Origin of the sequence: Streptomyces chrestomyceticus JCM 4735 (assembly GCF_003865135.1) — a bacterium.
Lineage (GTDB): Bacteria > Actinomycetota > Actinomycetes > Streptomycetales > Streptomycetaceae > Streptomyces > Streptomyces chrestomyceticus.
The window spans coordinates 292,665-315,529 of the sequence record NZ_BHZC01000001.1; the positions used below are offsets into that span (position 1 = coordinate 292,665).

Here is a 22,865-nt window from a genome sequence, read left to right on the forward strand (position 1 = left end):
GGTCAGTAGCTTCGGACCGGTGGTCACGTCGACAGGAGCGACAGTGCTGAACTCAGGGGAAACAGCCGCGGAGCCGGCTCGGAACGGCGCGGGCCGCACGCCCGCCGAGGTCTTGATGGGCCTGGTGTGGGGCAGCACGGCGTCCGCCGCGGTGACCGCGGCCGCCGCCCTCGGTGTCGCCGACCACCTGGCCGGCTCCCCGCAGAGCGGCGCGGAGGTGGCGGACCGGGCCGGTACGGACCCGGACGCCACCCGTCGTCTGCTGCGCGCCCTGGCGGCGCTGGGCCTGGTGACCGAGGCGGGCACGGACCGTTTCACGCTGACCGAGGTCGGCGCGCTGCTCCGCTCGGACGTCCCGGGCTCCTACCGGGCCGCGGCGAAGGTGTTCGGTGACGAGACCCTGTGGCAGGGGTCCCGGGGCATGGTGCACAGCGTGCGCACCGGGGAGCCCGCGCTGCCGCACTTCCTGGGCGCCGGTCTCTTCGACCACCTGCGGCGCGACGCCGGGGCGTACGCGGAGTTCAACGACGCGATGGGGCAGGCCAGCCGGACCGTCGTACCCGCTCTCGTCGGGCACGTCGACTTCACGCCGTTCCGCACGGTGGTGGACGTCGGGGGCGGCGACGGCACGCTGCTGGCCGGCGTGCTGCGGGCCCATCCGGGCGTGCGGGGCGTGGTGTTCGACACGGCGGAGGGCGCGGCCGACGCCGCGGCGACACTCGGTGCGGCCGGGGTCGCGGAGCGGGCCGAGATCCGTACCGGCGACTTCTTCGCGGGCGTACCGGCGGCGGGTGACCTGTATGTGCTGAAGAACATCCTGCACGACTGGGAGACGCCGGACTGCGTGCGCATTCTGACGCGCTGCCGGGAGGCGATCGCCCCGCAGGGCCGGCTGATGATCGTGGCGCAGGTGCTGCCCGACGTGGCGGCACCGGGGCAGCGGGTGCCGTCCCACCTCAACGACCTGACGATGCTGGTGAATCTGGGCGGCCGGGAGCGGACCGGCGCGGAGTACGGCGCCCTCCTGGAAGCGAGCGGCTTCGCGCTGGCCGGGATCGACGAGGTGCCCGGCTCCGGGGGCTTCTCCGTCATCCATGCGGTTCCCGGCCCCTCCCCCATTGACCGCTAGTCCACCACCGTCTTCGCCCAGCCGAGAGGGGTTCCGTGTCCAGTTCCGTTCCCGAGACCGCCGCGCCGTCCGCGGCCGGCACCGGCAGCACACCGTCCGACGTCGCCGACGGCGCGGCCATGTACACCAGGAAGGCGCTCCGGAAGTACGACGCGATCCTGCACGTCAACACGCGGTGGGTGTGGCGTTGCCACCACGACGAGATCCTGCGCCGCTACCAGGCCGCCGTCGGCGCGAAACACCTGGAGATCGGGGTGGGGTCCGGCGAGTGCCCGGACCGGGCGCGGTTCCCGGTGGCCGAGCCGGACCTCACGCTGCTCGATCTCAACCCGTACACGCTGGAGTTCGCGTCGGAGCGACTGGCCCGGTACGCACCGCGGGCCGTCCGGGCCGACGCCCTCGAACCGCTGGAGCGGGCGGGCGTGCCGGCCGGCGTGTTCGACTCGGTGGCGGTCAATCTGGTGCTGCACTGCGTGCCCGGCGACCTGCACGCGAAGCGGGCGGTGCTGGAGAACGCGGCGGCGGCCGCGCGGTCCGGCGGCACGGTGGTGGGCTCCACGGTGCTCGCGGCCGGTGTGCCGCGCACCCCGTACGCGCGGCGCCGGATGCGCAAACTCAACGAGCGGGGCATCTTCCACAACTCCGCCGACAGCCTCAGTGACCTGGCGAAGGTGCTCGGCAGCACCTTCGCCGACTTCGACCTGGACGTACGCGGTTGCATGGCGCTGTTCACCGCCACGACCGCATGAACACGGCCGGCCGCCCGGCCGGTCCGGGGACCGCCGGAGGAGGAAGCGGGATGGGTTCGGTACGGGATTTCACGCGGTACGGTGACGGCTCGGCGGGCAGTGACGGCCCGGTGGCCGGTGTTGCTCGCGGCGGCGCGGAAGCGGGGCAGCGCGCCCCGACGAGGCCGATCTGGAGCGGCTGATCAGGCTCGGTATGGGCTTCTGGGCGTCGAAGGCGCTCTTCGCCGCGGTCGAGCTGGGGCTGTTCACCGAGCTGGCGGCGGGCGGTCCGGCGTCCCGGGACCGGCTCGTCGCGCGGCTGGGGCTGCACGGGCGGGGCGCCGCGGACTTCTTCGACGCGCTGGTGGCCCTCGGGCTGCTGGAGCGGGCGGACGGTGTCTACCGCAACACCCCGGTCAGCGAACGCCACTTGGACCGGGCCCGGCCGGAGAGCTACATGGGCCACTTCTTCGAGTTCGCCAACGACGAGTGGTATCCGGCCTGGCAGTCGCTCACCGAGGCGCTGCGCACCGGCATCCCGCAGAACAACGCGAAGGACGCGGAGACGGACCCGTTCGACGCGCTCTACGCCGATCCGGAGCGGCTGCACCGCTTCCAGCGGATGCAGTCGGGCATCTCCCTCGGCGCGAGTCTGGCGCTGGCCGAGCGGTTCGACTGGTCCGGCCGTAAGACCGTCGCCGACATCGGATGTTCGGAGGGCGCGTTCCTGATCCGGGTGCTGGAGCGGCATCCGCACCTGACGGGTGTCGGGTTCGACCTGCCGCGGGTCGGCCCGCACTTCGCCGAGGAGGTCGGCAGGGCCGGCCTGGCGGACCGGCTGGCCTTCCGGGAGGGAGACTTCTTCACGGACCCGCTGCCGCACGCCGATGTGATCTCTTTCGGCCACATCCTGCACGACTGGGACCTGGACACCCGGCGGATGCTGCTGCGCAAGGCGTACGAGGCGCTGCCGCCGGGCGGGACGGTCATCGTGCGCGAGGCGCTGATCGACGACGACCGGCGCAGCAACGCGCTGCCGCTGCTGGTGAGTCTGCACATGCTGATGGAGACGCCGGGCGGGTCCGACTACACCGGCGCGGAGGGCCGGGCCTGGCTGGCCGAGGCGGGCTTCCGTGACACCCGCGTCGAGCACCTGGCGGGCTCGGTATCGATGGTGGTGGGCACGAAGTAGCCGCGAGCGCCGCCCGCGCGTACGGGCCGGTCCCTGAGGGGGCCGGCCCGTACGTGCGGCGGTTCAGCCGGTGAGCCGGTCGCGCAGATCCCGTACCAGCTCGTTCAGTCCGGGCCCGTCGGCGGCGGCGCCGTACACGTAGAAGTCCGGGCGGACGAGTACGCCGGCCTGCCCGGTCTCCGCGAGGAACGGCAGGTAGACGTCGTCGGTGTCGACCACGGCGTGCGGGCCGACCAGCGCGGGCGACGTACCGCACGGCAGGACCCGCACGACCCGGCCGCCGAGGCGCTTGAGGAAGGCGGCCTCCGCCGCGCCGAGGGCGGTGTACGGGTCGATGGAGGTCAGCAGGACGAAGCCACGGCCGACGACCTCGTCGAAGCGGTCCACCGCGTGCCCCCGGGCGACCCAGCCCTGCGGCACGAGCGCGCCGGCCGGTGCCGCCACGCTCCCGTCGGGGCCGGTGCGGACCAGTCCGGCGTCGATGGGGTTGAAGAACATCCGCGGCATCAGCGCGTCGGGGTCCGCGTCCTTCGCGAGCATCACCGCGTCGCGTTCGGCCGCCTTCTCCGGGTCGGTCTGGGCGATCACGTCGCCCATCGCGACGGACAGTTCGATCATGTGCTGGACGTGCGGCAGCCGTTCGCTGTGGTAGGTGTCGAGCACCGTGTCCGGGGCCCGGCCGGCGAGCACCAGGTCCAGCTTCCAGGCCAGGTTGGCCGCGTCCCGGATGCCGGAGCACATGCCCTGCCCGGCGAACGGCGGCATCAGGTGTGCCGCGTCCCCGGCGAGCAGCAGGCGGCCGCGGCGCCAGGTGTCCGCCCACCGCGCGCGGAAGGTGTACATCATGTGCCGGACCAGGTCGGCGTTGTCCGGGTCGATGTCGAACGGGGCGAGCAGGCGCCAGGCGTTGTCGACGTCGGCGAGGGCCTGCGGGTCCTCGCCGGGCATCCGCATGAACTCCCACCTGCGGTGCCCGTGGCCGCCCGCGACCGCGGTGGTCGGCCGGGCCGGGTCGCAGATCTGCAGGTTCTTCGGCGTGAACTTGCGCGGTTCCTTCGGTACCACGTCGCACAGCAGCCAGTCGCCCGCGTACCCGAGGTCGGTGATACCGCCGCCGAGGTGGTCGCGGACGAAGCTGTTGGCGCCGTCGCAGCCGATCACCCAGCGGGCGGTCAGCGGCGCCCCGCCCAGTTCGGGCCCGGGCACCGTGACCTGTACGTGGTCACCGAGGTCCGCCAGGGCTGTCACCGGATCGCCGCGGACGATGCGCAGGTTCTCCAACTGGGCGGCCCGCGCCGTGAGGGTGGCCTCCAGGGTCGGCTGGTGGATCATCGTGGAGCGGGGCCAGCCGGACTCGGCGGGGATGTCCGGCGCGTCGTATCGCAGCAGGGTGCGGCCCTCGGCGTTGCGGAACTCGTACTCCTCCGCCGAGTCGCCGATCTCGGGCAGCGCGTCGCCGAGGCCGGCGGCGGCGAACACGCGGGAGGTCTCCCCGTCGAAGTGGACGACGCGGGGGAACGGGTACGGGTCGCGGTAGCGGTCCACCGCCAGGACCCGCCAGCCGTACTGGGCGAGCAGGACGGCGGCGGTCAGACCGACCGGGCCGCAGCCGACGATCACGACGTCGGCGTCGGTCCGGGCGCCGGACGGCGTGGCAGCCTCGTCCGGTGTGCCGGGGAAGAGAGCAGGACGCATGGGTCACCTCCGGTGGAGCGGGACGGCGGCGGGGCGGGCTGCGGCGGTCACCGGGCGATGCCCTCGATCTCGACCAGCAGATCCGAACGGCAGATGTCGACGTTGAGGTAGGCGATCTCCGCCTCGGGCGCGAAGGCTTCGGCGCACAGGCGGCGTACGGCGTCGAGGTGTTCGGCGTGCCGTACGTAGACCTTGGCCCGGTACAGGTCGGTCAGCCGGTAGCCGTGCGCCAGGCCGTGGGCGGCCGCGTTGGCGTCGCCGATGACGCCCGCGATGTTGTCGAGCGTGGTGCGGACCTGCTCCTCGATCCGTCCGGCGTGCACGGAGGCGTGGCCGACGATGCTGGCGGTGCCGGAGACGTACAGGCGGTCGTGGGTCGGGGCGTCCTGGGGCGGCGGGGCGTCCTCGGCGGTGCCGGTAGCGGCAGCGGTGTGCCGTACGTGCGTCGCGCGGGCGAAGCTGGGCGATTTGGGACCGTACTTCGGCGGGTAATGGTAGGCGGCGATCTGCCGGGGGTTTTCCAGCGGGGTGCAGATACCCGACTTCGCGCTGAGCGCGCAGAAGGATATGCCCTCGCCGAGCGCGCCGATTCCCGTGGCGGCGGACAGCCGGCGCAGCGGGTAGCGGGATTTCTCGAAGGCCGTGGCGCGGCCCAGGCAGAAGTCCCGGTAGACCTCCAGCCGCTCCGCGTTGTCCTCGTTGATGCGCCCGATGAAATTCCACATGCGGAACAGCGAGTGGTAGCCCAGCTCGCCGGCCAGCTCCAGCAGGGCGGTGTACGCCTCCTCCGTCTTCCGGGCGTAGCTGCGGGCCGCCGGGAGGTGACCCGCACAGAACAGGTGTTCACCGTCGTACGCGTAATGGATGCCCCGGTGGTACCCGGTCCGGACGGGCCGGGTGGTCGTCCAGACCTCGGCGAATCCGTCCGCCTCGGCGGCCGCCATGGGCACGGTGAGTTCCACTCCGCGGTGGGTCAGGGACGGGCCGGCCGGCCGCGGCCCGTACTCGACGACACCGAGCGTGTGCACACCGGGAAAATCCGGAGCGGGTGCCTCGGTACGTTTACGGAATTCCACATCAAGGGTGTCGGGAGAAAGAGCGACGTCTGTCATGTGCGTCCTCGCATTGCTTGCACGAACCGAAGGGGAAGGCGCATCGCGATGTCCGCCAGCACGCTACCCCGGCATTACGCGGCACATTGCCGGGCACCGGCGGCAGCCGAACGTTAGGGGTGGCGTAGGGGTATGACAGGGGGCCGCCGGACGGCCCCCCGGACAAAGATGGGACGCACCGTACCCGGCCGAGTGAAGGACGTGGCGAGGTGTTCCGGACCGAATTGATCGCGCCGTTGCCGCAATTGCTGCGCGCGCACGCCGAACGGGCGGGCGGCAAGACGGCTTTCCGCGACGCCCGGCGGTCCGTCACCTACGCGGAACTGGACCGGCGCACCGCACGGCTGGCCGGCCATCTGGCGCGGGCCCGCCTCCAGCCGGGCGACCGGGCGGCGATCCTGCTGGGCAACCGCGTGGAGAACATCGAGAGTTACCTGGCGATCACGCGGGCGGCCGGGGTGGGCGTCCCGCTCAACCCGCTCTCCGCGCAGAGCGAGCTGGCGTACTTCCTGGACGACTGCGGGGCCAGGGTCCTCATCACCGACCCCGCCCACCTCGACCAGGTGCGTCCGCTCCAGGCCACCCGCCCCCATCTGCGGGTGGTGGTGACCGGGCCGGAGCCGCCGGCCCGGTACGGCGCCCTGTCGTTCGAGGCCCTGTGCGCCACCGATCCCGGTATCCCGGCACGCGACGACCTCGGGCTGGACGACGTCGCGTGGATGCTCTACACCTCCGGGACCACCGGGCTCCCCAAGGGCGTGCTGTCGACCCAGCGGAGCTGTCTGTGGTCGGTCGCGGCCTGCTATGCCCCGGTCCTCGGTCTCTCCCGGGACGACGAGGTGCTGTGGCCCACTCCCCTGTTCCACAGTCTGGCCCATGTGCTGTGCGTCATCGGCGTCACCGCCGTCGGCGCCACGGCCCATGTCCAGGACGGCCTCACCGGCGAAGACGTCCTCCAGGAGCTGACGCGCCGCCGCTACACCTTCCTCGCCGGAGTGCCCACCACGTACCACCAGCTCACGGCTGCGGCACGGGATCTGCCGCCCCGCGACTGGGGGCTGCGGCGCTGCTTCGTGGCGGGCGCGGCCAGTTCGCCGACGCTGCACCGCACGTTCGAGGAGACGTTCGGGCAGCGGCTGCTCGACGGCTACGGCAGCACCGAGACGTGCGGCCTGATGACCGTGAACCGGCCGACCGGCGCCCGTGTGGAGGGTTCGTGCGGCCTGCCGGTGCCCGGCCTGGAACTGCGGCTGGTCGATCCGGACTCCGGCGCCGACGTGGCAGTGGGCGCGGAGGGCGAGGTGTGGGTGCGCGGTCCGAGCCTGTTCGCCGGGTACCACGGGCATCCGGAGGCGACCGAGGAGGCGCTGCGCGGCGGCTGGTACCACACGGGCGATCTCGCCCGCCGGGACGAGGCCGGGTTCCACCGCATCACCGGACGGATCAAGGAAGTGATCATCCGGGGTGGCGAGAACATCCACCCGACCGAGGTGGAGAACGTGCTGCGCTCCGTCCCGGGGGTGGCCGACGCCGCGGTGGCCGCCGCGCCGCACGAGCTGCTGGGCGAGGTTCCGGTGGCGTTCCTGGTGACGGGCGCGGGGCCGGACGGTCCGGAGCCGCGCCCGGAGGACGTCTTCGCGGCGTGCCGGCAGAGCCTCGCGGCGACCAAGGTGCCCGAGGAGCTGTACCTCGTCCCCGAGGTGCCGCGTACCGCCGCGTCGGGCAAGGTCATGCGGCACCGGCTGCAGAACTGCCCGGCCCGGCTGTGGGCCGTCAACGCAGTGAGTCACCGCCGGGTGTCCGGCGTGGGGCGGCGGACGCTGCGCGGGGCGGAGGGCGAGCGGTCGGGCGGGCTGCGGTGGGCCGTGGTGGGCGGGGCGGCGACGGGCGCGTACGAGGACTTCCCGCGGGCCGCGGTGGAGCGGTTCGGTGGAGAGGTGCGCTGCTACCCGGACCTGGCGGCGGTGGCCGAGGGCTGCAGCGACTACGTACCGGAGGGCGTCGTGCTCTTCCCCGAGCCTGTCCCCGTCAGCAGGCCGGAGAGCGGCGCGGATCACCTCGCTGCTGCCGTACGGGAGGTCGCGGCGCTCGGTGCACAGGTACGGGAGTGGCTGGCCGGTCAACGCGACGACAGGGCACGGTTGTTGGTGGTGGTCCGGGAGCCGGAAGCGGCAGCGGCGGAGGGCTCGGTTGTGGCCGGGGCGGCGCTCGTACGGGCTGCCGTGCGCGGGCTGATGCAGGCGTGCCGGGACGAGCGGGTCACCGTCCTCGCGCTGCCCCCGGGCGCGCCCGCCTGCTCCCCGGGTCTGCTGGCGGCGGCCTTGTATTCGGGCGAGCCGGAGGTGACGTGGCACGACGGCGCGCTGACGGTCCCTGTAGCGGCGCCCGTCGCCGCCCGGCCCGGCGCGGCCTTCGGCCCGCACGACGCCCTGCTGCTGACGGGCACCGACTCGCCGCTGACAGCCACGCTCGCCCGCCACCTGGTCACGGCCCATCGGGTCCGCCGTCTCGTACTCGTCGGGGCGAAGAACCGGGTGGGGACGAAGGGCCCGGCGGGTGCGAAGAGCCCGGCGGGAGCCGCAGGAACGGACCTCGCCGCGCTGCGTACGGAACTGGAACGCCTCGGGACGCACGTGACGCTGATCCTTCGCGACGCGTCGGCGGACGCGGAGAGCGGGGCCCTCAACGCCGCGTTGAAGCGCCTGGAGCGACAGGTGACCGGCGTGCTCCACATCCTTCCGGACACCACCGCCGCCGACGCTTCGTGCGCCCCGGACGGCGACGAGGCCGACGAACTGGCCGCAGAAATCGGTATGTTGCTGGCGCTGGACCGCTTCGCCGCCGACGCGCACGTGCAGACGTTCGTGACCGTCGACCCGACGGAAGACGGCGCCGGCCCCGTACCGGTGGCTGCCGCCGCCCTGGCCCGGCACCGGCAGGCGCTCGGGCTGCCCGCACTCGCCCTCGCCCTGCCGGCCGGCGGCCTGTCGAAGCGCGGGCTCACCGCGGCGTTCGACCTGGCCCTCGGCCGTACGGAAGCAGTCCTGGCCGCCCGTCCGCCCGCCGAAGAGCCGTCGGGCGGGGGCGGGGACGCGGCGGCGCCGCGCCATGCGAGCGGCCTGCTGAATCTCGTGGTGGAGACGTGCGCGGAGGTGCTGGACGGCCCCGGCGCCACGGCATTCGACCCGCAGCGGGCCTTCCGCGACGCCGGACTGACGTCGCGGGGCGCCGTCGAACTGCGCAACCGCCTGGCCACCGCCACCGGACTCAGCCTGGCCTCGTCGCTGGCCTTCGACCACCCGACCCCGTACGCCGTGGCCGCACACCTCGAAGCGCGCCTCTCCGGCCGCGCCGCCCCGAGGACTCGCCGCACGGAGCGAATGCCTCGGCGACGGAGCCGGTCGCCATCGTCGGGATGAGCTGCCGCCTCCCGGGCGGGGTGACCTCGCCCGAGGACCTGTGGCAGCTCGTACGGGACGGGCGGGACGCCATCTCCGGGTTCCCGACCGACCGTGGCTGGGACCTGGCCGCACTGTACGACCCGGACCCCGACCACCCCGGCACGTCGTACGTCCGGGAGGGCGGGTTCCTGCACGACGCCGGGCTGTTCGACGCGGACTTCTTCGGCATCGGCCCCCGGGAAGCCCTCGCCATGGATCCGCAGCAGCGCCTGTTGTTGGAAGTGTCGTGGGAAGCCGTGGAACGTGCCGGGCTGGACCCGGAGTCGCTGCGCGGCAGCCGCACCGGCGTCTTCACCGGCCTGATGTACCACGACTACGGGCAGCCGCCGCACGGACGTGTATCCAAGACGAAGGCGCGTGAATTCGAGGGCCTGCTCGGCATCGGTGCTTCGGGCAGTGTGGCGTCCGGGCGGATCGCGTACACGCTCGGCCTGGAGGGACCGGCGTTGACCGTCGATACGGCGTGCTCGTCGTCGCTGGTCGCCCTGCATCTGGCCGTACGGTCCCTACGACTGGGCGAGTGCGACCTCGCCCTGGCCGGCGGCGCCACCGTCATGGCAACTCCGGCAACCTTCGTCGAGTTCAGCCGCCAGCGCGGGCTGGCGCCTGACGGACGCTGCAAGGCATTCGGCGCGGAGGCCGACGGGACCGCGTTCTCCGAAGGAGTCGCCGTCCTCGCGGTCGAGCGCCTGACCGACGCCGAACGCAACGGCCACCGCGTCCTGGCCGTCATCCGCGGCTCCGCCGTCAACCAGGACGGCGCCTCCAACGGCCTCACCGCCCCCAGCGGACCCGCCCAGCAGAAAGTCATCCGTGAGGCGCTGCGCGATGCCGGGCTGGCCGCTTCGGACGTCGACGCCGTCGAAACCCACGGCACCGGGACCGGTCTCGGCGACCCGATCGAGGCGAACGCGCTGCTGGCCACGTACGGGCGCGACCGCGCAGGCGAGCGGCCACTGTGGTTGGGCTCGGTGAAATCCAACATCGGACACACTCAGGCCGCCGCCGGAGCCACCGGCGTGCTGAAGATGGTGCTGGCGCTCCAGCACGAGGAACTGCCGCGCACCCTGTACGCGGAGGAGCCGTCCCCGCACATCGACTGGGCGTCCGGGGCCGTGCGCCTGCTCGGCGAGAACACCCCCTGGTCCTGTTCCGGGGAGGACGCTCCGCGCCGCGCCGCCGTCTCCTCCTTCGGGGTCAGCGGGACGAATGCGCATCTCATCCTCGAAGCGCCGTCTCGGGATCAGGTGGCGGAACCGGGCGGCGACGACGAAGGCCGGGACACCTCCGCAGACGTTCCCTCGGGCCTCCCCTCGGACATGCCTTCGGACATGCCGTGGGTGCTGTCGGCCAAGTCGGAACCGGCTCTGGCCGCTCAGGCCCAACGTCTGCTCACCCACATCGCCGCGCACCCCGGCGTTCCCCCGCAGGCCATGGCCCACGCCCTGGCCACCACCCGTACCATCACCTTCCCCCACCGCGCCGTCCTGACCGCCACCAGTCCTGACGAACGGGAAGCCGCCCTCACCGCGCTGGCGACACACCAGCAGCATCCGGCCCTCGTCCGGGGCACCGTACGGCCCACCGGGGCCGGGCCGGTCTTCGTCTTTCCAGGTCAGGGCAGCCAGTACCCGGGCATGACCGCCGAACTCCTGGACAGCAACCTCACATACGCCCACTGGATCGGCCAGTGCGAGGACGCCCTCGCTCCCTGGGTCGGCTGGTCGCTGACGGATGTCCTACGAGGTGCCCCCGGTTCCCCCGCCCTCGACCGCGTCGACGTGGTGCAGCCCGCCCTGTTCGCCGTGTACGTCGCCCTCGCCCGTACCTGGCAGCACCTCGGCATCCACCCCACCGCCGTCACCGGCCACTCCCAGGGCGAGATCGCCGCCGCCCACATCGCCGGCGCCCTCACCCTCGCCGATGCGGCCCGTATCAGCGCTCTCCGAGCCCAAGCCCTCCTTCCCCTGACTGGCCAGGGCGCCATGGCCTCCATCAACCTCCCGGCGGAAGTTGTCCAGGGCCTGCTCCCCGAGCAGACCACCATCGCGGCCGTCAACAGCCCTGCAACCACTGTCATTTCCGGCCCCACCGACCAGGTCCAGCAAGCCCTCGCCCGCGCCGCCGAATCCCACGGCGCCCGCACCCGACTCCTCCCGGTCGACTACGCGTCCCACTCCCCCCAGATCGAGACCATCAGGGAGAAGCTGGTCGCTGCCCTGGGCACGGTCCGGCCCCGGGAAGCACGGATTCCCTTCTTCTCGACGCTGCTCGGGCGTTGGGCGGAGCCCAAGGAGCTGGACGCGGAGTACTGGTTCCGCAACCTCCGCGAACCCGTACAGTTCCACACCGCCATCACCCACCTCCTCCAAGCAGGCCACCACACCTACATCGAAACCAGCCCCCACCCCGTCCTCACCCCCGCCATCGAAGAAACCGCCACCACCCACGAAAACACCCGCATCCACACCACCGGAACCCTCCACCGCAACCACCCCGACACCCACCACCTCCACACCACAGCCGCCCACCTCCACACCCACGGCCACACCATCACCTGGCCCACCCACACCAACCAACCGACCACCAACCTCCCCACCTACCCCTTCCAACACCAACACCACTGGCTGGACATCACGGAAGAGGGCGGAGAAGGGGCTGCCGAGGACGAGCGGTTCTGGGAGCGGCTGGAACGGGCGCGCGATGCCAAGGAAAGCGGCGGCGACGGCCTTGCGGAGGACGAACGGCAGGCGCTCGGGCTGGTTCTGCCCAGGCTGCTCGCCTGGCGCGACGAACTGCGGACCGAAGCCGCGCTGGACGCATGGCGCTACCAGGTTGAGTGGGCCCCCGTCACCGTCCCGGCGCCCGGCACCGGAGCGGGTGACTGGCTGGTGCTGGTGCCGACGGGCTCCCGGCGCTCGGTGCTCGACGGCCTTGTCGCGTCGCTGATCGACGCGTTCAGCCGCCGTGCCGGGCATGCCACGGTCGTACGGATCGACCCGGAGGCCCCGGATTACCGTGTGCTGACCGAGGCATTGGCGCACCCGGTACGTGGCGTGTTGTCCCTGCTGGCGCTCGCCGACGACCCGCTGCTCACGTCCGCGTCGGAGGCCCCGGCGGGCTTCGCCTGCACCGTCGAAGTCCTCCAGGCCGTACAGGCAGCACAAGCCGGTCACGACGACCGCTCCGGCACAGTGCCCCAACTATGGTCCGTCACCACCGGATCGGTCACCGTCGACCGAACCGACCACGTCACCCACCCGGCAGGTGCACTCGTCTGGGGCCTAGGCCGGGTCGCCGACCAGGAGTGCGGCGGGGTGTGGGGCGGCGTCGTGGATCTGCCGCCGGAGCCCACGGAGGCGGACGTACTGCGTCTGGTGGACGTCCTCGTGGGGGCCCGGGGCGAGGAGAACGAACTGGCCGTACGGCCTGCCGGCGTGCTCGCGCGGCGGTTGCGGCGGGCACCGCTGGCGCACGCGCCCGTACTCCGTGACTGGCGTCCGGAGACGGGGACCGTCGTGGTGACCGGTGGCACGGGGTCGCTCGGCGCCCATGTGGCGCGGTGGCTCGCCGGGCGCGGCGCGGAGCATCTGCTGCTGCTCGGGCGGCGTGGGCGGGCGGCGCCCGGCGCCGACGACCTGGTCGCCGAGCTGACCGCCGCCGGTACGCGGGTGACCGTCGCCGCCTGTGACGTCGGCGACCGGGACGAGCTGGCCGTCGTCCTGGCGGGGCACCGTATCGACGCGGTCGTGCACGCTGCCGCGGAGCTGGACGACGCGCTGCTCGGCGATCTCACCCGGGAGCAGATCGCGCGGGCGCTGCGGGCCAAGGCGGTCGGGGCGGTCAATCTGCACGAGCTGACGCGGGACGCGGAGCTGTCGGCGTTCGTCATGTTCTCGTCCATCGCGGGTGTCTGCGCGCTCTCCGGCCAGTCCAACTACGCGCCGGGCAATGCCTTTCTCGACGCACTCGCCGAGCACCGCCGTGCGTTGGGTCTTCCGGCGACGGCGATCGCGTGGGGCCACTGGGAGGGCGGCGGGATCGCCGCGCCGGAGGTGGAGGAGCAGTTGCGCCGCCGGGGCACGGCCTCGCTCGCGCCGGAGCCCGCCCTGCGCGCGTTGCAGGCCGCGCTGGACCGCGACGAGACCCGTGTCGCCGTGGTCAACGCGGACTGGAGCACCATGGCCCCGTCGCCGCTCCTCCGGGACCTGTTGCCCCCGGAGAGCCCGGCCGCGACCGCCGAGCCGTCGGGCGGTCCGCTCCAAGGGCTGGCCACCGCCACGGTCAAGGAGCAGGAGAAAGCGGTACGGAGGCTGGTGCGCGAGAGCGCGGCGGCCGCGCAGGGCCGGGCTTCCGCCACCGAGGTCGAGGACGGCCGCAGTTTCCGGGACCAGGGCTTCGACTCGCTCGCCGCGGTCGAGCTGCGCAATCGCCTCAACCGCGCCACCGGGCTGCGGCTGCCGACCACCGTCGTCTTCGAGCAGCGGGACCCCGCGTCGCTGGCGGCCCATGTACGTACGCAGTTGTTCGGGCCCGGTACGGAAGTGGAAGCAGGACCGGCGGCTGCGGAGTCCGCCGCCGCGCGTGCCCTGACGCACCTGGAAGCGATCGGAGCGCTGCTGCGGGAGGCCGGGGACACGGCGGAAGGGTTCGACGAAGTGCGCGCCCGGCTACGGACGCTGGCCCACCAGGAACCCGGCCGACCGGACGGCTCCTCCGGCAACGGTTCGCACACCGCCCGCCCGGACATCAGCCAGGGCACCGACCCGGAAACCAACCAGGACATCGACCCGGACATCGACTGGGAGACGGCCACCGACGACGAGGTCGCCGGTCTCATCCACCGTGAATTCGGCATCTCGTGAGGACACCGGACGGGGGCACCCGATGAACGACGACCACCAGTTGCGCCGCCTGCTCAAGCAGGTCACCGGGGAACTGCGGCACACCCGGAACGCGCTGAGCAGGACCCGGGAGCCGGTCGCGATCGTGGGGATCGGCTGCCGCTTCCCCGGGGGCGTCGACTCCCCCGAGGCGCTGTGGGACGTCGTCGCGTCCGGCGGTGAGACGACCGGGGACTTCCCGGCGGACCGCGGCTGGGACCTCGGCCGGCTGCGCCGCGCGGACGCCGGAACGGGCGGTCCGCCCTTCACCGAACGCGGTGGGTTCCTGGCGGACGCGACCGCTTTCGACGCCGGATTCTTCGGCATCTCGGACCGCGAGGCGCTGGCGATGGACCCGCAGCAGCGGCTGTTGCTGGAGGTGGCCTGGGAAGCGGTGGAGCGTACGGGCATCGATCCGCATGCCCTGGCGGGCCGCAAGGTCGGCGTGTTCACCGGCATCACGCACGACCACGGCGAGGGGGTGCTGGACGCGCCTGGCGAGTTGGAGGGCTTTCTGGGGATCGGTGCTTCGGGGAGCGTGGCGTCGGGGCGGATCGCGTACACGCTCGGACTGGAGGGCCCGGCGCTGACGGTCGACACGGCGTGCTCGTCGTCGCTGGTCGCCCTGCACCTGGCCGTACGGTCCCTGCGACTGGGCGAATGCGACCTCGCCCTGGCCGGCGGCGCCACCGTCATGTCCACCCCCATGACCTTCATCGAGTTCAGCCGCCAACGCGGACTGGCGCCGGACGGACGCTGCAAAGCCTTCAGCGCCACGGCCGACGGAACCGCCTTCGCCGAAGGCGCCGCGGTCCTCGCGGTCGAGCGGCTCTCCGACGCCGAACGCAACGGCCACCACGTCCTGGCCGTCATCCGCGGCTCCGCCGTCAACCAGGACGGCGCCTCCAACGGCCTCACCGCCCCCAGCGGACCCGCCCAGCAGAAGGTCATCCGTGAAGCGCTGCGCGATGCCGGGCTGACCGCTTCGGACGTCGACGCCGTCGAAGCCCACGGCACCGGCACCACCCTCGGCGACCCCATCGAAGCCAACGCCCTGCTCGCCGCCTACGGCCCCGGCCGCGAACGCCCCCTGTGGCTGGGCACGGTCAAGTCCAACATCGGGCACACCCAGGCCGCCGCCGGGGCCGCCGGGGTCATCAAGATGGTCATGGCCCTGCGCCACGAGGAATTGCCGCGCACCCTGCACGCGGACGAACCCTCCCCGCACATCGACTGGACCGCCGGGCCCGTACAACTGCTGACAACGGCGACACCCTGGGAAGCCACCGGCACCCCGCGCCGCGCCGCCGTCTCCTCCTTCGGCGTCAGCGGCACCAACGCCCACCTCGTCCTCGAAGCCGCCCGCCCCGTACCTCCCGTAGCACCATTGGTCGAGGAGCCCGCCGTCGTCCCCTGGCTCCTGTCCGCACAAGGAGAACCGGCCCTGCGCGCGCAGGCGGAATCGTTGGCGGCATGGCTGCCCGGGCGGCAGGAGACCGCCGTGGGTGTGGCGCGGGCGCTGGCCGTGAGCCGGGCGGCGCTCCGGGACCGCGCGGTGGTGCTCGGCCCGTCCATGGCGGGACTTCTGGACGGAACCCGGGCTCTGGCCGAAGGCCGTGTCTCCGACCAGGCCGAGGTGGTCACCGGCCGCCCGGTGCAGGGTGACACCTGCTTCCTCTTCACCGGCCAGGGGTCGCAGCGGCCGGGCGCCGGGGCTGAACTGGCCGCCGTCTTCCCGGCGTTCGACGTCGCGCTCCGCGACGTCTGCGCGGCGCTCGCGCCCCACTTGGACCAGGATCCGTACGAGGTGCTACGGGCGGAGGACGGTTCGCCGTCGGCTGCCCTGCTGCGCCGTACGGAATACGCCCAGCCGGCGATCTTCGCGCTACAGGTCGCCCTGTTCCGGCTGCTGGAGTCCTGGGGCGTGGTGCCCGACGTGCTCGCCGGGCATTCCATCGGCGAGTTCGCGGTGGCCCATGTGTCCGGTGTGCTGACACTGCCGGACGCCGCGCGGCTGATCGCGGCCAGGGCGGCGCTGATGCAGGCGCTGCCGGAGTGCGGGGCGATGGTCGCGGTGCAGGCGCCCGAGGCCGAGGTCCGCGCGCGGCTGACCGCGTACGAAGGACGGGTCGCGCTCGCCGCGGTGAACGGGCCGGAGGCCGTGGTGCTCTCCGGCGACGAGCACGACGTACTGGAGCTCGCGGCCGGCTTCGCGGCAGCCGGGCACCGGACCCGCCGGCTCCGGGTGAGCCATGCCTTCCACTCGCCGCTGATGCGGCCGGTGCTCGAACCGTTCCGGTCCGCGCTGGCGCGGGCCTCCTTCGGGACGCCCGCCGTGCCGGTGGTGTCCACGCTGACCGGCGGGCCGGTCGATCCGGCGTACTTCGGATCGGCGGAGTACTGGGTGCGGCACATCGTCTCACCGGTGCGTTTCCTGGACGCCGTACGGGAGCTGGAGCGCGACGAGGCCCGTACGTTCCTGGAGCTGGGCCCGGACAGTGTGCTGTCGGCGATGGCCCAGGAATGCCTGACGGACGGCGACTCGCTCGCCGTACCGCTGATGCGCCGGGACCGGCCCGAAGTGGCCACCCTGCTCGCGGCGGTGGCACGGACGCATGTACGCGGCGGTCGGGTCGACTGGCCGGCGGTACTGCCCAAAGCGCCGCACGTCGACCTGCCGACGTACGCCTTCCAGCGCCGGCGGTACTGGCTCGCCGACGTGCGGGAGCGGTCCGCCGAGACCACGAACGCCGGAGCGGATGCCGTACCGGCCGGGCCCGGGGACACGCCCGACGTGGCACCCGCGCCCACCGTCACCACCGACGACGAGGTGCTGCGCCTGGTGACGGACGCCTGCGCCCAGGTGCTGGGCGGCCCCGGTGCCGGTACGGCCGGTGGCGACGCGGCCGACGACGGTACGCGGGCGGCGGCCTTCGACCCTCGGCGGGCGTTCCGCGACGCCGGGCTGACCTCGATGGGCGCGGTCGAACTGCGCAACCGGCTCGCCACCGCCACCGGGCTCACCCTCTCCGCGTCCCTGGCCTTCGATCACCCCACGCCCCTGGCCCTGGCCGCACATCTGGTGGACCGGCTGACCGGCCGCCCCGGAACCCTCGGCGGCCCGGCCCTCGGGACCGCCGCCACGGTGGACGGCCCGGGGGACGACCCGGTGGTGATCGTCGGCATGGGCTGCCGTTTCCCCGGCGCCGTCGCCTCGCCCGAAGACCTGTGGGAGCTGGTGCGCGACGGACGCGACGCGGTTTCCGCGTTCCCCGCCGACCGCGGCTGGGACCTGGCCGGGCTGCACCATCCCGACCCGGACCACCCCGGCACGACGTACGCCAGGGAAGGCGGTTTCCTCGCGGACGCCGCCGGGTTCGACCCCGCGTTCTTCGGCATCGGCCCCCGGGAAGCCCTCGCCATGGACCCGCAGCAGCGGCTGTTGCTGGAGGTCTCCTGGGAAGCGGTGGAACGGGCCGGTATCGATCCGACCCGGCTGCGCGGTACCCGTACGGGCGTCTTCACCGGCCTCGCGTTGCAGGACTACGCCAATCGCCCGCAGGACGTGCCGGGTGACCTGGAGGGGTACGCCACCACCGGTGGGGCGGCCAGTGTGGCGTCCGGCCGGGTGGCGTACGCCTTCGGCCTGGAGGGCCCGGCCCTGACCGTGGACACGGCCTGCTCGTCCTCCCTGGTGGCCCTCCACCTGGCGGTGCGCGCGCTGCGTCAGGGCGAGTGCGATCTGGCGCTCGCCGGTGGTGCGACGGTCATGTGCAGTCCGACGGCGTTCGTGGAGTTCAGCCGTCAGCGTGGGCTGGCGCCCGACGGGCGTTGCAAGGCTTTCGGTGCCACGGCGGACGGCGTGGGGTGGGGCGAGGGCGTCGGTGTCCTGGTCGTGGAAAGGCTGTCGGACGCCGAACGCAACGGCCACCAGGTCCTGGCCGTCGTGCGCGGATCGGCCGTCAACCAGGACGGCGCCTCCAACGGCCTCACCGCCCCCAGCGGACCCGCCCAGCAACGCGTGATCCGGGACGCCCTGCACGACGCCGGGCTCGGCCCCTCGGACATCGACGCCGTCGAAGCCCACGGCACCGGCACCACCCTCGGCGACCCCATCGAAGCCAACGCCCTGCTCGCCGCCTACGGCCCCGGCCGCGAACGCCCCCTGTGGCTGGGCACGGTCAAGTCCAACATCGGGCACACCCAGGCCGCCGCCGGGGCCGCCGGGGTCATCAAGATGGTCATGGCCCTGCGCCACGAGCAGTTGCCGCGCACCCTGCACGCGGACGAACCCTCCCCGCACATCGACTGGACCGCCGGGCCCGTACAGCTACTGACGACGGCAACGCCCTGGGAAGCCACCGGCACCCCGCGCCGCGCCGCCGTCTCCTCCTTCGGCGTCAGCGGCACCAACGCGCATGTCGTGATCGAAGCCGCTCCGGTCCCGGCGGACCCGTCCCCTGCCGACCAGGGGCCGGGCCCGGCCGAGCCGGCTCCGCTCCCCCTCGTCCTCTCCGCCCGTACGCCCACGGCTCTCGCCGCGCGGGCCCGGCAGCTCGCCGACCGGTGGCCGGACCGCGCCCCGCAGGACATCGCCCGCTCCCTGGCCACGACCCGCTCGACGTTCGAACACCGCGCCGTGGTCGTCAGCGGCACCCGCGAAGCACTGGCCGCGCTGGCGGACGGCAGGCCGACTCCCGATGTCGTCAGCGGCACGGCGACCGCGCGCGGAGGTCATGCCTTCCTCTTCACCGGCCAGGGGGCGCAGCGGATCGGCATGGCGCGGGAGTGGTACGCGGCGTTCCCGGAGTTCGCCCGTGCCCTGGACGAGGTCTGCGCCCACTTCGAGGAGCCGCTCCGGCGGACCGTTCGGGAGCTGCTGCTGGCCGAAGAGCCCGTGGAGCCCGTAGCCGTGGAGCCCGTAGCCGTCGAGCCCGAGAAGCACGCGGCGGGGCCGGGCCCGGTGTCCGTCACCGACACCGCCTTCGCCCAGCCGGCCCTCTTCGCCGTCGAGGTGGCGCTGTTCCGGCTGCTGGCGGCGTGGGACATCCGTCCCACTCACCTGGTGGGGCACTCGATCGGCGAGCTGACGGCCGGGCACGTCGCGGGCGTACTGTCGCTGCGCGACGCCTGCCGGCTGGTCGCGGCCCGGGGGCGGCTGCTCGGTGCGCTGCCCGGCGGCGGTGCGATGGTCTCCGTACAGGCTTCCGAGGAGACGGTGCTGCCGCTGCTGGCCGGGCACGAGGACCGGGTGGCGGTCGCGGCCGTCAACGGCCCGGCGTCCGTCGTGCTGTCCGGGGCCGCGGACGCCCTCACGCCGGTCGTCGCCGCCCTGCGGGACCGCGGCCACCGGACGCGCCCGCTGCGGGTCAGTCACGCCTTCCACTCCCCGCTGGTGGACCCGGTGCTGGACGCGTTCCGAGCCGTGGCCGAAGAGATCGACTACCAGGTGCCACACCTGCCGGTCGTCTCCGGCGTCACCGGGCGGCTCGCCGATCCGGCCGACCTCTGCTCCGCCGGGTACTGGGTACGACAGGTGCGCGACGCCGTACGGTTCCACGACGCCGTGAGCACCTTGCGGGCCGCCGGTGTCACCGACTTCTGCGAGCTGGGGCCGGACACGGTCCTCGCCACCTCGGCCGCCGAATGCCTGGCGGCCGGCGGTGCGGAGCAGGAGGCCGGGACGCTGACGGTGAGCGTGGCCCGCAGGGGCCGCCCGGCGGTACGTACCCTGCTGACCGCCCTCGCCGAACTGCACGTCCGGGGGCGCGACGTGGAATGGGCCCGCATGGTGGCGGGCGGACTGTCGGTCGACCTGCCGACGTACCCGTTCGAACACCGCAGGCTCTGGCTGGAGCCGGGCCGGGGCAGGTCCGCCGCGGCGCCGGGGCAGCGGACGCTGGACCACCCGCTGCTCGGCGCCGGCGTCGAACTGCCCGGTGGCCAGGGCATGGTCTGCACCGGCCAGGTGTCGGCAGCGGGCGCCACCGGCTGGCTGGGCGATCACGCCGTGCTGGGCACCGTCCTGCTGCCGGGTGCCGCGCTGCTCGACATGGCGCTGCGGGCGGGCCGGGAGGTGGACAGCCCGCGCGTCGAGGAACTGACGGTCGAGGTGCCGCTGGTCGTGCCGCGCGACGCGGCGGTGCCGCTGCGCGTCGTCGTGAGCGGGCCGGAGCCGGGGACCGGGCAGCGGTCCGTCGAGATGTACGCCCGACAGCCCGGGGACGGGGGCGAGGGCCGGGAGCCTTCGTGGACGCGGCACGCCACCGGTGTGCTCGGCGCCGCCGACGGCCCGCTGCCCGAGGGCCCGGGCGTATGGCCGCCCGCGGGTGCGACCGCGCTCGACGCCGGCGACCTGTACGCGCGGATGGCGGAGCACGGCTTCGACTACGGGCCCGCGTTCCGTGGGCTGGTGCGGGCCTGGCGCCGGGCGGACGAGGTGTTCGCCGAGCTGGCCCTGCCCGAGGCGGCCGGACCGCTCACCGCGGGCACGGTGCACCCCGCGCTGCTGGACGCGGCCCAGCACGCCGCCCAGCTCCTCGACACGTCCGACGAGCCGGGCCGGGTGCCGTTCTCCTGGTCGGGAGTACGCGGCGGTGACCGCGCGGTGGCCCGGGCGCGGGTCCGGATGGCGGCCCGGCCGGAGGCTCCGGACACCGTCGAGCTGCTGGTCTGGGATGAGCACGGCCGCCCCGTACTCGGCGTGGACGCGCTGACGCTGCGCGCGGTGCCCAGGGACCGGCTTCCCGCACCGGGTGACCGGACGGCGGGTGACCGGCTCGCCGGAGAGCTGTTCGCGGTGCGCTGGACGCCCGTGGACGCCGTCGCCTCCGAGGACGACGGCGCCGCCTCCGCGCCGGAGGCCGTGGCGGACTTCGTGATCCCCCCGCCCGCTCCCGGCGACCGTACGTCCGTCGTCGACCGGATGCACACCTGGACCGATCGGGTGCTGGCGGAACTGCAAGCCAGCACGGATGCGGAGGCGGACGAGGACGCCGGCCCCCTGCTGATCGTCACCCACGGCGCGGTCCGGGTCGCCGACGAGGAGGTCACGGACCCGGCGGCAGCCGCCGTGTGGGGCCTGGTCCGGTCCGCGCAGACCGAACGCCCCGGCCGTGTCGTCCTGTTGGACCTGGACGAACCCGGGTCGCTCGCCGACCTCGCGGGCAAGGTGCTGGCCGGTGGCGAACCGCAGACGGCGGTGCGGGCGGGCACGATGTTCGTACCCCGGCTGACGACCGTGCCGAGGGAGCCCACCGAGTCGGGCACCGCCCCACCGGTGACCGGCCACGGTGTGCTCCCGGACCTGTCCCCCGAGGGAACCGTCCTGGTGACCGGCGGCACGGGCGGCGTGGGCTCGGTGACCGTACGGCACCTCCTCGACCTCGGCGCGCCGCACGTCACCGTGCTCAGCCGCCGCCCGGCGCCCGCCGCTTCCCCGGAGGCCGGCGACGGGCCGGACGGCCGGGTCCGCCATGTGACGTGCGATGTGGGCGATCGGGCCCAACTGGCCCACGCCATAGCCTCCTTGGACCGTCCGCTGACAGGTGTGGTGCACGCGGCCGGTGTCGCCGACGACGGTGTGATCGGCTCCCTGACGCCCGACCGGCTGCGCGGTGTGCTGCGCCCCAAGGCGGACCCGGCCTGGTGGCTGCACGAACTGACCCGGGAGGCGAATCCGGCGCTGTTCGTCCTGTTCTCCTCCAGCGCCGCCACCTTCGGCGCTCCTGGGCAGGGCAACTACGCCGCCGCCAACGCCTTCCTCGACGCGGTCGCCGAGCACCGTGCCGCCCTCGGCCTGCCCGCCGCCTCGCTGGCCTGGGGCATGTGGGAACAGCGCACCGGCGTCACGGCCCATGTGACCGACAAGGACCTGGCCCGTATGGCCCGGGCCGGGATGCTCACCCTCCCTACGGAGGAGGCGCTACGGCTGTTCGACGTCGCGGTGGCGTCCGGGCGTCCCACGCTCGTACCGATGCGCTTCGACGCCGGTGCGGTGGCACGCTCCGGCTCCGTACCTCCGCTGCTGCGCGAACTCGCGCCTCGTGGCCCCCGTTTCGCGCTCGAAGGGCCCTCCACGGCGAACGGCACTGCCGCCGCCGGGGCTTCGCTCACGGACGGGCAGGAGCTGCGCCGTACGCTCGCGGCCGCGTCCCCGGCGGACCGGCGCCGTCTGCTGTTCGACCGGGTCAGCCGGCAGGTCGCCGTCGTCCTGGGGTACGAGGAACTGGCCGGTACCGGCGAACGGGAACTGCGCGACCTGGGCCTGGACTCCCTCACCGCGGTGGAGCTGCGCAACGGTCTGATGGCCGCCACCGGCGTGCGCCTGCCCGCCACCGTCGCCTTCGACCACCCCAGCGTCGCCAAGCTCACCGACTTCCTGCTCACCGAACTGGAGCCGGACGACGACGCCGCGGAGGCCGCCGTCCTGGCGGGCATCGACGACCTGGCCGGGGCGCTGGCGGCCATGGACACGGGCGCCGCCGCACGCACCCGGGTCGCCGTCCGCCTCCAGGCACTGCTCTCGCAGTGGCAGGACGCCGGTAGCGCGGGCGGGGCCCGGCCCGACGACGTACGCCAGGACATCGAGGACGCCGGCGAACAGGAGCTGTTCGCCTTCATCGACGCCGAGTTCGGCACGCCCTGACCGAGCGCAGAACCGCGG

8 protein-coding genes are annotated in these 22,865 nt (G+C 73.6%); 6 read left to right on the plus strand and 2 right to left on the minus strand.

What is annotated here, in order from left to right; all coding sequences use genetic code 11:
• The first annotated feature begins 43 nt into the window (after positions 1-43).
• The 3 genes from EJG53_RS01340 to EJG53_RS01350 all read left to right on the plus strand — a co-directional run bounded on the left by EJG53_RS01340 (position 44) and on the right by EJG53_RS01350 (position 3,049).
• The gene (locus EJG53_RS01340; protein ID WP_125043122.1) at positions 44-1,129 is read left to right on the plus strand and encodes a methyltransferase; all 1,086 of its coding nucleotides are present in this window, start codon (positions 44-46) and stop codon (positions 1,127-1,129) included.
• A gap of 35 nt (positions 1,130-1,164) precedes the next feature.
• On the plus strand, positions 1,165-1,878 hold the full coding sequence (locus EJG53_RS01345) for a class I SAM-dependent methyltransferase (protein WP_125043123.1): 714 nt from the start codon (positions 1,165-1,167) through the stop codon (positions 1,876-1,878).
• Positions 1,879-2,047: 169 nt separating this feature from the next.
• Positions 2,048-3,049 carry a methyltransferase gene (locus tag EJG53_RS01350; protein WP_280526808.1) on the plus strand — a complete coding sequence of 334 codons (1,002 nt, stop codon included), beginning with the start codon at positions 2,048-2,050 and terminating at the stop codon, positions 3,047-3,049.
• A 63-nt stretch (positions 3,050-3,112) separates the two neighbouring features.
• Here EJG53_RS01350 and mhpA read toward each other — a convergent pair whose 3' ends face one another.
• Both mhpA and EJG53_RS01360 read right to left on the minus strand, forming a co-directional pair.
• Entirely contained in the window at positions 3,113-4,744 is a 1,632-nt protein-coding gene (mhpA, locus tag EJG53_RS01355; RefSeq protein WP_125043127.1) for a bifunctional 3-(3-hydroxy-phenyl)propionate/3-hydroxycinnamic acid hydroxylase MhpA, read from the minus strand.
• Positions 4,745-4,791: 47 nt separating this feature from the next.
• Positions 4,792-5,856 carry an FkbO/Hyg5 family chorismatase gene (locus EJG53_RS01360; protein WP_125043129.1) on the minus strand — a complete coding sequence of 355 codons (1,065 nt, stop codon included), beginning with the start codon at positions 5,854-5,856 and terminating at the stop codon, positions 4,792-4,794.
• A 209-nt stretch (positions 5,857-6,065) separates the two neighbouring features.
• Here EJG53_RS01360 and EJG53_RS01365 point away from each other — a divergent pair, with 209 nt between their 5' ends.
• The 3 genes from EJG53_RS01365 (at position 6,066) to EJG53_RS01375 (ending at position 22,847) form a co-directional block, all read left to right on the plus strand.
• Entirely contained in the window at positions 6,066-9,275 is a 3,210-nt protein-coding gene (locus tag EJG53_RS01365) for an AMP-binding protein (RefSeq protein WP_125043131.1), read from the plus strand.
• Complete coding sequence (locus EJG53_RS01370) at positions 9,272-14,182, plus strand: type I polyketide synthase (RefSeq protein WP_125043132.1); 4,911 nt, start codon at positions 9,272-9,274, stop codon at positions 14,180-14,182. The genes EJG53_RS01365 and EJG53_RS01370 overlap by 4 nt, the downstream gene beginning before the upstream one ends.
• 124 nt (positions 14,183-14,306) lie before the next feature.
• Positions 14,307-22,847 carry a type I polyketide synthase gene (locus EJG53_RS01375; RefSeq protein ID WP_371858783.1) on the plus strand — a complete coding sequence of 2,847 codons (8,541 nt, stop codon included), beginning with the start codon at positions 14,307-14,309 and terminating at the stop codon, positions 22,845-22,847.
• Positions 22,848-22,865: the final 18 nt, after the last annotated feature.

What these genes read in the sequence shown, in the direction of transcription:
- EJG53_RS01360 (WP_125043129.1), bottom strand. Translation starts at nt 5,856, where the DNA reads ATGACAGACGTCGCTCTTTCTCCCGACACCCTTGATGTGGAATTCCGT.
- EJG53_RS01370 (WP_125043132.1), top strand. Translation starts at nt 9,272, where the DNA reads ATGAGCTGCCGCCTCCCGGGCGGGGTGACCTCGCCCGAGGACCTGTGG.
- mhpA (WP_125043127.1), bottom strand. Translation starts at nt 4,744, where the DNA reads ATGCGTCCTGCTCTCTTCCCCGGCACACCGGACGAGGCTGCCACGCCG.